The sequence below is a fragment of the Streptomyces microflavus genome (assembly GCF_014650075.1).
Lineage (GTDB): Bacteria > Actinomycetota > Actinomycetes > Streptomycetales > Streptomycetaceae > Streptomyces > Streptomyces microflavus.
The window spans coordinates 391064-404003 of sequence record NZ_BMUG01000008.1 but is presented as its reverse complement, the minus strand read 5'-3'; the positions used below and the strand labels follow the sequence as shown (position 1 = coordinate 404003).

General features: G+C 68.1%; 12 protein-coding genes. 2 read left to right on the top strand and 10 right to left on the bottom strand.

Features of this window, described 5'->3' with window-relative positions; all coding sequences use genetic code 11:
* Positions 1–36 precede the first annotated feature (36 nt).
* From IE264_RS24660 to IE264_RS24645, 4 genes are all read right to left on the bottom strand, one after another.
* On the bottom strand, positions 37–1659 hold the full coding sequence (locus IE264_RS24660; RefSeq protein ID WP_190167696.1) for a hypothetical protein: 1623 nt from the start codon (positions 1657–1659) through the stop codon (positions 37–39).
* Complete coding sequence (locus tag IE264_RS24655) at positions 1656–2300, bottom strand: WhiB family transcriptional regulator (protein WP_032755195.1); 645 nt, start codon at positions 2298–2300, stop codon at positions 1656–1658. Before IE264_RS24655 ends, IE264_RS24660 begins: the two co-directional genes overlap by 4 nt.
* A 157-nt stretch (positions 2301–2457) precedes the next feature.
* Positions 2458–3153: a zinc finger domain-containing protein gene (locus IE264_RS24650; RefSeq protein WP_032755197.1), complete on the bottom strand. Its 696-nt coding sequence runs from the start codon at positions 3151–3153 to the stop codon at positions 2458–2460.
* A gap of 6 nt (positions 3154–3159) precedes the next feature.
* A complete protein-coding gene (locus IE264_RS24645) occupies positions 3160–4050 on the bottom strand; it encodes a helix-turn-helix domain-containing protein (protein WP_032755200.1) in 891 nt (296 codons plus the stop codon).
* 731 nt (positions 4051–4781) lie between these two features.
* On the opposite strand from IE264_RS24645, the gene IE264_RS24640 reads away from it, so the two are divergent.
* Positions 4782–5603, top strand: coding sequence for a helix-turn-helix domain-containing protein (locus IE264_RS24640; RefSeq protein WP_158706508.1), 822 nt, complete (start codon positions 4782–4784; stop codon positions 5601–5603).
* A gap of 15 nt (positions 5604–5618) precedes the next feature.
* On the opposite strand, the gene IE264_RS24635 is transcribed toward IE264_RS24640, so the two are convergent.
* The 5 genes from IE264_RS24635 to IE264_RS24615 form a co-directional block, all read right to left on the bottom strand.
* Positions 5619–6863, bottom strand: coding sequence for an MAB_1171c family putative transporter (locus IE264_RS24635; RefSeq protein WP_051821745.1), 1245 nt, complete (start codon positions 6861–6863; stop codon positions 5619–5621).
* On the bottom strand, positions 6864–7445 hold the full coding sequence (locus IE264_RS24630; protein WP_158706509.1) for a hypothetical protein: 582 nt from the start codon (positions 7443–7445) through the stop codon (positions 6864–6866).
* Positions 7446–8101: 656 nt separating this feature from the next.
* The gene (locus IE264_RS24625; RefSeq protein WP_158706510.1) at positions 8102–9007 is read right to left on the bottom strand and encodes a hypothetical protein; all 906 of its coding nucleotides are present in this window, start codon (positions 9005–9007) and stop codon (positions 8102–8104) included.
* A gap of 207 nt (positions 9008–9214) precedes the next feature.
* A complete protein-coding gene (locus IE264_RS38725; RefSeq protein WP_078657382.1) occupies positions 9215–9688 on the bottom strand; it encodes a GntR family transcriptional regulator in 474 nt (157 codons plus the stop codon).
* Positions 9689–10276: 588 nt separating this feature from the next.
* Entirely contained in the window at positions 10277–11461 is a 1185-nt protein-coding gene (locus IE264_RS24615) for a helix-turn-helix domain-containing protein (RefSeq protein ID WP_032755206.1), read from the bottom strand.
* A gap of 115 nt (positions 11462–11576) precedes the next feature.
* On the opposite strand from IE264_RS24615, the gene IE264_RS24610 reads away from it, so the two are divergent.
* A complete protein-coding gene (locus IE264_RS24610) occupies positions 11577–12131 on the top strand; it encodes a flavoprotein (protein WP_032755704.1) in 555 nt (184 codons plus the stop codon).
* Between the two features lie 25 nt (positions 12132–12156).
* Here the strand turns inward: IE264_RS24610 and IE264_RS24605 are convergent, their stop codons facing one another.
* Complete coding sequence (locus IE264_RS24605; protein WP_032755208.1) at positions 12157–12846, bottom strand: PP2C family protein-serine/threonine phosphatase; 690 nt, start codon at positions 12844–12846, stop codon at positions 12157–12159.
* Between the last annotated feature and the right edge of the window lie 94 nt (positions 12847–12940).

Sequence of the window (12940 nt, the reverse complement as noted above, 5' to 3'; positions counted from 1 at the left end):
GCTCCGCACGGAGCGACGCGAAGCGGGAACAGGTCTTCATGCGGCGGCACTCCCTGCGGTTGACTCCTCTGCCGCGTCCCGAAGCTGCTTCAGGACGCGGCCCATGCGCTTGTTTCCGACGCCGGGAAGCTCTTGGGCACGGAGGATCTCCCGTACCTGGACCCGGGTGACCGCGGCGTTCCGGTCCCGAGCGAGAAGGGCCGGCACATGCGGACGGACCCGCTCGACGAGGTCCTCGATGGACATCTCCACCTGGCGCGGTCCCCGGTCCTGGGCGGGTTCGGTCCCCGTGTCGGGGGTGGTCGGTCCCCGGTCCTGGGCGGGTTCGGTCCCCGTGTCGGGGGTGGTCGGTCCCCGGTCCTGGGCGGGTTCGGTCCCCGACTCGGCGCTTCTCGGTCCCTTACCGCCGACGTGCTCCGGTCCGCTCTCCCTGATTGCCCCTACTTCTGCCGTTTCGGAGGGCTTGCCGGTGACCGCCGTGTCGGTCCCCGCGACCCGTCCTTCGTCGGGGACAAGGGCCTCCTGTGCTCGTTCCTGGCTCCTGGTGGCGCGGGTGCCCGCTGCGGGACTTCTCGGTCCCCGGCTGCTGGCGGGTTCCGAACCCGGGGACTGGGACTTGTGTACGCCGTCCACGGTCCCGGGCGGCGAGTCCTCGGTCCCCGTCGCTCGGTCCCCGCCGCAGTGGACGGGGCCCGCCGTTTCCGGTCCCCGGTCCCCGTAGGAGTGTGCGGGGACCGGGGACCGGCGGGCGCGGACCGAGAGAGCCAGCGCGTCTTCCGGGCGGGGCGCGACCGCGTTCGTGTCTTCCCGGTCCGAGGTCCACGGGGACGGTAGGGGAGTCGTGACCAGGGTGAGGGCGTGGCGGCGGGCGGCAAGCCGGGCGAGGAGTTCGTCGCGTTGCCGGGAGTCAGTCCCGACCGCGGCACGGCCGAGGGCTTTGGACAGTTGCCGGGCGAGCCGGCGTCCGCGCCACCTTTGCCGTTGCTGCGGCGAGTATTCGGCCAGGCGAGCTGCGAGCTCGACGGCACGGGAGGTGGCGCGGTCGCGGGTGATCTGTGCCGCGTTGCGGTCCCGGGCGGAGATCCCAAGGCGGGACAGGAGCCGTTCGCGTACTTCGCGCCCCAGGGTGGCGAGCATGCTCTGCGAGGCAGCTCCCGGCTTGCGCGACCGGAGTTCGATGCCCATGACGAAGTGCCAGAGGACGGCGGCCAGGATGGGGCCGAAGACTGCCCGCACCGAACCGCCCACCAGGCCGCTCTCGGCGTAGGCGGGGACCACCATCACTCCGGTCACGACCCAGACCAGGGTTCCCGGGAGTCCCGGCGTTCCCTCGTTCAGCAGCTGCTGGCGGGCAATCAGGGCAAGTGCAAGAAGGCCGAGTTCGGCGACGCCGAAGAGCGCCGCTCGGGCAACTCCGTTCATGCCGAGATAGTCGGTGGCGAACGCCCAGCTCGTCTCGCCGCTGTAGGCGGTGCACCCGGCTGCGGCGATCGAGGAGACCGTCACTGCCAGGCTGTCTCGTTGCCTTGTCGGCCGACTCCGCCGACGTCCGAGCAGCCAGCCGACCGCGACGAGTGCCAAGGCGGCGGCGGGAATACCGATGGCGATCACTACGTGTTCGGGAGCGACACCGAGCGGCATGGCGGAGTGGTGGGTCATGCGGCCTTTCCGAGAGGGGCGTGCGAGGAGATCGACTTCACCGTGTGCGTGACCGGCTGGCCCGAGTCCGGGGCTGCAGATACGGCCGCCGTTGGTCGCCGCTTCCGCTTCCGCTTCGCCTTCTTCTTGTAGGGGTTGGGGGGCACGCCCAGGGTCAGGTCGCGATCGACGATCTTGATCTCGGCTTTGCGCAGCAGGTCGCGTGCGTGCTTGGTGCCGATGCTCAGAGCCGTCGCGAGTCGGGCGGGGCGCCACCCGCGGGCGTAGGCGTGGTCGACGACGATGTCGCGCTCGGCCTCGGTGAGGTGCACGTCGCGGCCGTTGAAGAACGCGACAATCCGGCCGTAGTCGAGCCGGTCGGGCAGTCCCTTGTGCCAGGGTGCCCGTTCGTCCTCGGTGAGACCGCCCCATATGCCCTCCGTGAGGTCGTTCTCCAGAGCGAAGGTGAGGCACTCGCGGGCGACCGGGCACATGCCGCAGAGTTCCTTGGCTTCGGCGATGGCCTCGTGGTCCCGGCGGGTGGGGAAGAAGACGGCTTCGGAGTCCTCGGGGTCCATGCCGTAGCAGGCGCTGTCGGGCTGCCAGAAGGTGTCGGCGATGCCGCGCAGTCCGGTGACCGGGACGTGGTGATTGGTACGCATGGTGATCTCCGTGGAGCTGCTGCGCGTTGCCGTACCCGATGTTCGGGCCGACGTACGCGGCGTCGGGTCCCGGCTGCGGCGGGCGAGTCGGCAGCCGGTCGGAAGTGGTGGGGGAGCGTGCCGCACGTGATCGTTCGGCTTCGGCTCCGGTGACCGGTCAGGCCGGGGCGTGCTGGGGTGCCTGCTGGACGGCGAGGTCGAGGCGGCTGGGGTGCGGGGCGGGCATCAAAGCTCCGCCGCGTGTCGTGCCGTCGGGGCCGACGCGCCTGCGGCGGCAGGGTTCATCGACAGGTGCCTGGCACCAGTCGCATGGCACGCCGAGCGGGTCGGGATGCCCGTGGGCAACGGCGGCTTCGCGGGCTGCTCGCGTCGGCCGTAGAGGGGCAAGTGCGGCTCGGGCAGCGGGAGGTATGGGAGAGCCGATCTCCCGAAGGCGTTTTTGGAGCTTCGGGTCGGGCCCGGCGCGACCGCTGGTGATGGCCCGGTCCTGGGCGGGCCGTGCGTGGCCGGCGGCCACGGCGCGCCGGGTGCCGAGGAGTTCGGCGGTCCAGGCGGCCTGGTCGTCCGGGTCGACGCACGGGGTCGGATCGGTGTGCCGGCTCAGGCGGTCGCGTTTGTAGCTGTCCCACGGGCGCCCGATGTCGGCGGGCAGGATCGGGTACTGCGAGGTCCGGATGTGCTGGTGGGCGGCGACGCGGGCGTCCCAGCCGTACGGCGTCGCCATTGGCACATCACCCAGGAGCGCGTGCCACTGGTCGACCTGGTAGCGGGCTTCGCCCTCGTCGGTGCGGATGGTGCGGGGGTCGAGTCGGCCGATGTAGGCCAGCAGGGCTGCGATTTCGCGGCGGTCCATGGCGGGCTACTCCGATCCGGCCGGGGCGTCGATGGCTGCGAGAAGGGCGGCGGTGTGGGCGTCGGCGCGGGTCATCCCGGCCTTGACCGGAGGGCTGGTGCTGGGCCCGTTGTGGGTGGTGGGCCGGTGAGGGGCGTGTTCCCGGGCGATCCAGGAGCGCCAGTCGGCAGCCCAGAAGGCGGCAGGGCGTGGCTTCCACTCGGAGCGGTGTGCCCGCCACTTCGCGTCGGCGGCGGCGAGGCCCTCTTCACCGAGTCGGTCGAGGTGCCCTTGCTGGTCAGCCCAGGTGTGGGTGGCTGGGTCGACCTCCCAGACGTCGACTGTGGTGACGGCGGCAGCAGCACTGCTGTACTTACCGTTCACCTTCGGTTCACTACGGTTCTGTGTACCGGAGACCGGTACGGCCCTGTACCGGTCTCCGGTACGGCGATGTACCGGTTTCCTGTGCGGGGTACCGGTTCCCGGACCTGCCGGTGTCCGGTCCTTCGCCGAGGATTCCGGTACCTCGCGGGGGCGGATTCCGTACCGCTGAAGGGCGGAGATCCGCAGTGGCTGGTGCGCTTCGGCCTCCGGCACCAGAGCCTCGTCGGAGTCCGTCTCCTGGTCGTTCACGGCCTGTGCCACTGCCGTGGCGGCGATGGGCAGGTGGTAGACCGTGCTGCGCTGGGGACCGGTCAGGTCCACCAGCTCGTTCAGCTCTCCGGAGTCGAGCAGCCGGTCCAGTGCCTGCTGCACGGTGCTTTTCGAGGCGCCGGTGCGCTTCACCAGGCTGCTCAGGGAGGCCCAGCAGACGCACTGCTCATCGGTCACGCGGTCGGCCAGCGACAGCATGATCAGACGGGCTGCACCGCGGCTGGAGCTGTGTTCCCACACCCATTCCCGGGCATCCCGGCTCATCGCGTGCCCCCGATTACGGATCGGGCCGGTGGATCGTTCTGGGCCGGGTGGGCGTACGCGGCCTCGGCGCGCGCAGGTGCCGAGGCCGGGGCGGCTGCCGCGCAGGCCAGGCGAACTGGCCTTTTGCGCAGGGCAGGATGCATGCAACAATCCCCTTTGGTGTTGCCACGCTGACGCGCCCCGTGGAAGGGATCAGCGTGGTGATGGTGGGCAATTTCCGCCCTTGCAGGGGCGGGCATGCCGTTGAGCGTTCGGCGTCCGGGAGTTCCCGCTCCTGGACGCCGCCGCCGTTTACGGAGCTGCGCGATCTCGGTCTGCCGTACTCCTCACGCTCGTTCTGCCGGGCGGCTTGCCCGGGGACGACGAACATGGCAGGAAGTCTCGGCAAGATCCAGAGTTGGTACTAGAATCCTCCACTAGTCACAGAGAGTCACGAGGCTGGCTGGCCGCCCGCAGTGCTGCCGGGCGATGCTTGCCGGTGTTGACGGCAGACCTCGGTCGGCGGGCATGAGGGGCGAGTCCTGCCTGATAGCGGCGGCACCCAGGGAGCCTGTTTGATGGAGAAGGGGAATAGGGTGAGCCGTGGGAGGGTTGCCCCCTCCGGCTCTGCAACGAAAACTATCTGATGTATGTTTCTGTTGCAAGACCCTATTGTGCGGCTCCACCGCCACCCACCAGCACATTCAGGAGTGTGAGCCTTGCCGCCACGCCGGTTTAATGGCCCTCAGTTGATGAGGGCGCGCCGCGCCGTCGATGTTTCTCGGCGCGAGCTGGCAGCTGCGGTGGGGGCTAAGTCGCAGGCGATCGTCGGGGACTGGGAGGCGGAGAGGACGTTCCCGGCCGGGGAGAAGCTCCCGGCCATCGCCCGGGGGGTTCGCGCCGATATCGACGTTCTCTTCCCCCGCGAGGGTGCGTGCGATCTGGCCGACCTGCGATGTGACGCTGGGTACGCGCAGTTTGCCGCCGCGGAGGCGCTCCAGATCAGCAAGTACAGCCTGAGCCGTGCCGAGCGCGGCGCTCGCCGGCTCAACGAGGAGTGGATTGCCCCCCTCGCGGCGCTGTACGGAGTGGATGAGGACGAGCTGCTTGCGGCCCAGCGCCGGTCCTTCGGCGAGGAGGTGCCAGCCCCCACGCCGGCAGCGTTGCCGCCGCTCACCCAGGCACTGCGCGCCCTGGTCGGCGACCGCTTCCCGGACGGTGCACCGTCGCCCGAGACGATCGCGGCCGGAGTCAACAGCGAAGCTGGCACCGAAGTCGTTCGAGGGGACCAGGTCGAAGCCCTGCTCCGCGGCATATCCGCCGAGCGCGTCTTCGGGGGGGCTCGGGTAGCCCGAGCCGTAGCTATCACCGGCATGGCCGGCTACTTCGGCGTGTCCGTGCTCCGTCTCGATGACGATCCCGAGCGCCGAGTCCTGGACGACCTTCGTTACCTCGCGAGTCGCTACGACGTCGACCTCGCCGCTCGCAGCGGCGAGGGTGGCGTCACGCCCGAGATGATCAGCCTGCTGTCGGGCCTGCTCAGCCCTGGGCGGGCCAACCTCTCGGAAGCATGACACGGCCGAAACTGCTCACGCCCAAGTGCCCGCCGAGCTCTGGCCGCCGGATTGAAGGGCAGTGTCGATGGGCGGTTCGCCTGCCCGCTGGTGCAGAAGCTGCACCAGCCGGTCGGGCACGGGCACTGCAGCGACCCGCGCCAGCCAGTTCGCTTCGGCGATAGCGCTGGTCAACGGTTTCTCGCGCACTCTCCTGGAGGGTACGGCGCAACGCCTACCCGATTTCTGACTCTGCTGCGCGGCCCTGATCCAGTACGCTTCGGCCGCTGCTTCGGGGTCCTCGTGGGACTCGGCCAGGTCCTCGGCGACGTAAAGCAGGTCTGGGGAGGCGTGGTGGCGCAGCAGCTCGATGCCGCCGGCGATCTCCTGCGTCCGCCGGTCCAGGCGTACGTCGAGGGAGGGGACGCAGCGCAGCGACTCGAAGATCCTCGCTCCCGGTCGCTCCAGCACAAGGTGCGGGAACGCGTTCATGAGGTCTGACCAGAGCGGTTCAAGCTTCTGCAGAGCTCTCCAGGCGTTCCAGCGGGTCGAGAGCGCCATGGTGGACGGTACGGCGGCGCCGGCGGCCCAGAGGCAGGCGACCACCATGTTCACGGAATCAGCCACCGTGCGCATCGTGAGCGCGCTGACCTCTGGCGGGATCCACATGGTCACGGTGCGAAGAACGGGATAGATCGTGTAGATCGCCATGGCCGTTGCCATCAGTGCCAGCCCGATCCTCAGCGCGCGCTTCTCGGCCCGTCGGGCTGCCCGAGCCCATTGGTACCCGCAGGTGGCAGCAGCCACCCCGAGGTAGGTGTACTGGATCGTCAGAAAGAGCGCGCCGCCCCACTGGCCGGCCTGCGCGGAGGCGAAGTCGGTACTCGGGTGACTCCGGTCGACCACGGTGAAGAAGAGCACGACCTGGACGACCATCGCCGCCAGTGCACACGTGTGCGCCCCATGGCTGATGCGCCGGCTCATGGCAATGTGCCGGTCGGAGCCCCCCGAGGGCTCCCCGTAGACGGCCGTGATGTAGCGGAGGCCCGCGAGGATCGCGACAAGGGACGTCAGGTATTTCAGCAAGGCCGAGAGGTCCGTCACGGGCGAGTTGTCCAGCGCCTGCTTCACTTGCGGAACCCTGCACCATACGGTGGCGGCGAAGGCGGCCGAGCACGCCCACAAGGCTCGCCGCATCGGATCGCCGTGCCTGAGAGCCGGGAAACGCCATACCGCCGTGATGGTCATTCCGATGGCCACGGCCCAAAGCATGGTGGTCATCTACGCGACCTCTTCCGGTCGAGGGCCGCGCCGCGCGAGAGGGTGCGACAGAGTCGCCTCCAGCCTGCTGACCAGGTCATACCCTGATTCAAGGCTCCGGCCGATCCGTTGCTTGATGAGGTACGCGGACGCCTCGGCCTCACGTTCGTCCACGCTTCGGTACCGAGCGTGTGCGTGAACAGGCGCCCCCTGGAATGCCTCCGTTACGCCGTGCTGCAGAGCGGTCGGCAGGGGCTGTATCGCCTCGGCGAGCGGGACGGTGGTGCCATGGTCCAGCCACTCGTGGGCCAGGACGTGCAGCACTACGTGCTCGGTCTGGTGCGGAGTGGGCCGAGGGCGATAGATCACCCAGGTGCTCTCGGGGCCTCGGATTCGCAATCCGCAGGCCGTTTGGAGATTGGCTTCAGGCGCGTCCAGCGCAACAAACCGGATACCGCGTCCACTGGCGGCCTCCATCGCGCCCACCAGGGCGGGAAGGGAGAACGGATCCGGGACCGGCAGGTCGGCGACCTCCCTTGCGCAATACCTGAGCAGTTTGCGCCTTTCGCCTGCATCACGCAAGGCCCGCAGCATGGTTCTCACCCCAGCTTCCATCCGATCGAAACCGGGCGATTGCAAGCTCCTCCCCGGATGCCGAAAGGGGGCATGTGGGAAGAGCAGATCCCGGAAGGCCGACCATATGCCGGTCGTCTGGTGCCTTGGAAGCGGGGGCAGGTCGAATTCCGGTTCGCCTGATTTGACCGAGACAGGCGAAACGGTAAAGACTTCTTAGAAATTCACGTGAGGCGAATCACCTTGACGCGGGCGATCTAAAATGTCTTGTCGCGGACAGTGGATGCCTAACGTCCCCGTCAAGGTTTGGGTTGTTCTACGCCGGTACTCCGCATTCTGTGCGTTGCAGAATTCTGTGCGTTGCAGAATGTACCAGCGCGCCCATGGCTTCGGCATTAGACCCCCGCTGGTCTACAGCTGGTGGTCGTTAGGAAGTGGGTGTGAATATTCGGTTGACTGTAATCCGACCTCGGTGCGCAATTATGCGCCCCTCGGAGGGTGTTCACAAAGGCGGAAGCCCAACCCGCTTCTGGGCGGACTTTGCTCAACTCCGCGATGCGGGGTTGGCCGCAGCACTCGACGATCAACCCGGGGAATCGGGCGAGGCAATCAGTAATCCATCGGGATGTGGTGACGGCTAGTCAGTTCCGCGGGGGTGTAGCTCATCCACTTGTGCTGCAGCGCTCTTACCGTGGGAGGGCGGGGGTGATCCCGAGGGCCGGGAGGGTCAGGAGTCCGTGGCCCTCGCCAGCTCCGACGTCTGCCAGGCGCAGGTCGTGAGGGGTCTGGGCTCCACGCGCCCGTAGCTCCGTGCCGATCAGCTCGGCTGCTGCGGCGGCCCCCGCCGATGTGCGCTCGAAGTAGGCACCCCACCAACGATGCAGGGGTATGAAGTCCTGCCACCCTCGGCCGGTCATCTCGGCATGGTGATCGTCGCTGTCTGCGCCGTCCCGGTCATCGACAAGCACCGTCAGGCTGTCTGCGGGGCTGACCAAAACCACCAGCCGCCGCGGCTTGCCCTCCGTGTCGACCACGATGTCGAAGCCGGCGTCGTCCTGGCCCAGCTGCGCTTCGAGCTGCTCACACCAGGCGCGGAGCAGGGCTTCGAGGGAAGCTCGCAGGCTCGTCCAGTCGTGTGCGACGGGTACGGAGGGCGGAGGGGGTGCGGTCGGGATCGGCTGCCACTGCCACAGAAAGGGCAGGTCCGCAGTGTCGCACCCCGTGGCGTGCCGGAAGCTTGCGGCCTCGGACAGCTCCAGGGCCTCGGTCCGGCGCACCGAGAGCTGCAGACCACCCTCTGCGGCATCGGGTGAATCAAGGATCACGGTGTGTGATGGCGTCCGCCAGCGAATCGTAGGCCCGACGGCGCTCCCGCCGTAAAGCGTCGGCGGGCCGAGGCTCTCGCTCACCGCGTGAATCGCCTGCCGAAGCCTCTCGGTGCCCGATCGCACCAGGGGTTGCGCCGGGCGGGTGCCGAGTGTGACCGGCGGCTGCAGCTCCTCCGTGGGCGCCGTTCGCATCAGATGGGCGGCAAGGTCCGGTATCGAAAGTCCACTCGATGCGGCTATGTCCATATCGTCAGTTTGCGTCATATAGCGAACGTTATGAACCGAATGTGACGTAACGCGCATAATGCCACTCTGTGTGCCCGGGGGGATGCAGAGGGCTCGCCACCTCAGTACGCGCCCAATCCACCCGGAGACGAGGCCCCATAACGGGGCGGGCGTTCTACGGCCTTACGTAACGGACGGTTCCCGTACACGCGCGTGGCGCCCATAGGAGAGCGGCGCAGCGGCTGCTCAATCTACGTCGGCGGGACTGTTTGCCACAAACGTGCCGCGCGGCCGGATAGTGATCAAGACGCCCTCGTCGAGCAAGGGGGAAAGCGATCTTCGGACTGTCGCCACGGAAACGGAGTGTTCGGCGGCGAGTGCCTCCAGGGATGGGATGCGATCACCGGGGCCGTAGACGCCGCGATTCACCTGGTCTCGAACGTGGGCTGTGATCTCGTCCTGAATCGAGGTCCCTGTGGCAGCGGGCCAACTCTTTCCCGCGACCCTGGGTCGGGTGCCCATGCGTCGGGTTTCCACCAGTCCTGCATCGCGCAGCCTCGTAAGGGCTGCAGCCACCGTCTCGCGACTGACTCCGTACAGCTGCTGGATATCTGCGTATGTAAGCACGCGGCCCGGCGGCCAACGGCCATCGGTGATTCGGGCGCGTAGCTCTGTGGCCACCCGATCAGGCAATGAGTTCGGCCGTTGATTCCGGCTCATACCGCAGCCTCGAAAAGTGGGAGGTCGGTCGTGCTCAGCGAGCTCAACCCTTGCGGGTCGTGGTGTACGTCGGGCGTTGCGGCCAGCCTCGGACTCACCGCACGTCGGATTCGCTGACTGGCGGTGGATGCCCTGGCGTCCACCGCGCTGCTCATCTCCTTGCGGGTGCCGGATTCGGTGCTGCGGCCCTCTGCCTGGGGCATCAGATGAGCCCTTGCCGCATTGTGTACGCCACGGCCGCCGCGCAATTCGGCAGCCGATAGCGGGCCATGACGCCGTGAAAGGCGCCGTTGAGCGCCATGCGTGCGTACAAGGGCAGCGCCTCTGCGGTCGACGCCGCGGCGTCTCGCTCTCACGGTGCGATCTGAGTGGAGTTGCAGACCCCGCGAACCCAGCACCCCCCGCTGCACGCGGCCCTCCGCGTCGGGTGGTCCGCCGTGGGGCGCCATCGCCGCGAGGGCCTGCTCGACTCCTTCGCGCGACAGCCCGTGCAGCAGTTCCTTCGGCAGGTCCGTGTCAGAGCTCACGCCGTCATCGTGACCGCCGGAAACCCCGGAAACTCTTTCACTTGAGAAAGAGCTAGCGGACTTACATGCCGATCCAGGTCGCCATCGCCCGCAGTGGCTCTGGAGCCCGGCGGGAAAGGTGAACGAGCCCGCGGATCGTCTCCCGGGCCCCAGGGTGATACCGGGTCTGTTCCGGTGCCGACCGCCGTGCCGCCACCATCGATTTCAGGGACGCTTCGCCCCGGCCCAGCTCCAACTCCACGCGCGCGCGGTCGATGTAGAAGTGCGCGCGACGGGATGTCGCAACCGTTGCCGGCAGCCGGATCGCCTTGGCCTGCCGAAGGGCCTCGTCGTAACGGCGCATCTCCATCGCCACGCTCATCTCGTGCAGGGCGACATTCGTCGAGCTGAAGTTCAACCAATGCACTCGGCTGGCGTCGCCGACCCGCCCGGCATGCTCACGTGCCTGCGCGATGTGTTCAGCGGCCAGGCCCGCCTCCCCTGCCCGGGCGGCCAGTACCGATCCTCCGAGGTGGAGTTGGCCGGCAACGGTGAGGGCTGCTCGGCTCGATCCGTCCGAGCCGAGCAGGCCGCGGCCGGAGCGGACCAGGCGCAAGCCGATGCTGTACTCGCCTTCGCGGAAATACACCAACCCCCGGAAATACTGCCTCATGGCCGCCAGACATGGATCCCCAGCCCGCTCCGCGGCCCAGCCGAGCCGGTCGAGCGCAACCGTTGCGAGGCCGTAGAACCCGAGCTTCACGGTGATGTCGTGTGCGGTGCGGTAGGCGGATGCCAGTGCCTGCCAGAGTTCCGTCGTCGGCGCCCGCCAGCACAGGGCGGTCAGCTCCGTGATCAAGTCCGGTAGCGCTGCTGCCGCCGCATGTAGACGAGTAGCCCGAACACGGGCGCACAACTCCTCCGCAGCAGCGATGAGTTCGGCGACCGTCCGCGTGGTGACCAGCGGATCATCGCCGAGGTCGTACAGGTCCATGGCCTCACGGATCGGCCGAACCAGCTCCGCCAGCCGGTCCTCCTGCAGCTGCGTCACGTACGGCTGCCCCGTCAGCACGGTGACGTCGATCCGTAGCGCCCGCGCGACCGCCGCGGTGAAGTCCACGGATGCCGGTCGAGCCCCGCACTCCACCTGGGTCAGCCAGCTGTACGAGTACGGAATCCGGTCAGCTAAGACCCGTTGTGTCAGCCTCGCCAGCCTCCGCTGCTCCTGGATCCGCGTACCGGTGTGATCGCCGCTCTGCTTCGGCACCGCGGTCTCCCGTCTCCGACCCGTCCTTCGTACGGTACGCGCTGTCCGCTGCCTCGGACCGCCGGTTCCCCGGCCGCCGCCTCGATGGCGCCTCGGCTGTGGTCGGATGGGCGGCATGACCAAACCGACCCTGTACCTGTTCGGCAGCGCGGCTCCGCCAGTGTTTGACGTTGCCCGCGTCATCGAGGAAGCGCAGGCCGACGGCTGGGAGGTGTGCCTCGGACTCACACCCACGGCCGCCCGCTGGCTCAGAGATTCTCTCGACGCGCTGGCCGTCCTTACCGGTCGCCCGGTTCGCTGGGACTACCGGATGCCCGGCCAGCCGGACGTGTGGCCGAAGGCGGATGCGATCGTTGTCGCACCAGCGACGTTCACCACGATCAACCAGTGGGCGCTAGGGATCACCGACAAGTGGCTCGTCGGAGTGGTCGCGGAAGGTATCGGCAAGGGCATCCCCATGGCGATGATGCCTTGCGTGAACAGGGCATACGTCGCCCATCCGCAGTTCGAGCGGTCGATCGCCACCCTCCAGGGAGCTGGGGTTCGGGCGTTGTACGGAGAAGGCGGCTTTATCCCGAACATGCCGGGCCAGGGGAACTCCGCCACCTACCCGTGGCGGGCTGCTCTGGACGCCGTCGCCGACGTACTCGACCTGGCCACGGACACCTAAGCTCCGACGCACGGGCGCTGACAGATCACCTGACGACGACGGCCGTCGCATCGTCGCGGTAGCCGGCCGAGTTCGAGTGGGCGGCTGCCACAAGCGCGTTGGCCAAGGTCTGCGGGTCGTTGGCGTGTTCTCGGACCAGAGCCTCAATCACTTCGTGCGGTGCCTGGTCATGGACCCCGTCGGTGGTGAGGAGCAAGGTCCCAGCGGCTCGTACCGAGACGAACGGCACGGTCGCCGGTACAGCCTGGCCCAGCTTGATGCCGACGAAATCGGACAACGCCGTCACGGGCACGTTCCCTGCCTCCCCGGCTGCCCGCGAAAGATAGGCCGCGAGGGTGTGGTCGGTGGTCATCTGCTGGAGCACTTTGCCGTCCCAGTGATAGGCGCGACAGTCTCCCACCCACACCACGTACCCGCGTTCGTCCGGTCGCCTGACGTAGAGGACACCCACCGCGTCCGGGCCCGACGGAATCGGACCCGGATCGTGCACCAGTGCTCCAGCCGACAATAGACCTGCAAGGGGGCCACGAACTGCTCCGACGCGGGCGGCCGTCTCCGCCAGCATCGGAGCCAGTCGGACCACATCGTCGTCATGACCTGAGCCGTCGATCAGAGCCACGGCTGTGTGTGCGGTACTGGCGGACCTGTAGCTGGCCGTAGCATCCGCGATCGAACCTGCCGTTCCTTCGCGTTGGGCAACGCCAATGATGGTCATGTCGGATCCTCTACTGCGTTGTGATAGATGTGCTTGGGGTGCTTAGGCAGGCGGAGCGAAGACCGGGTTGTCCGGCATCCGGTCACCGCAACGC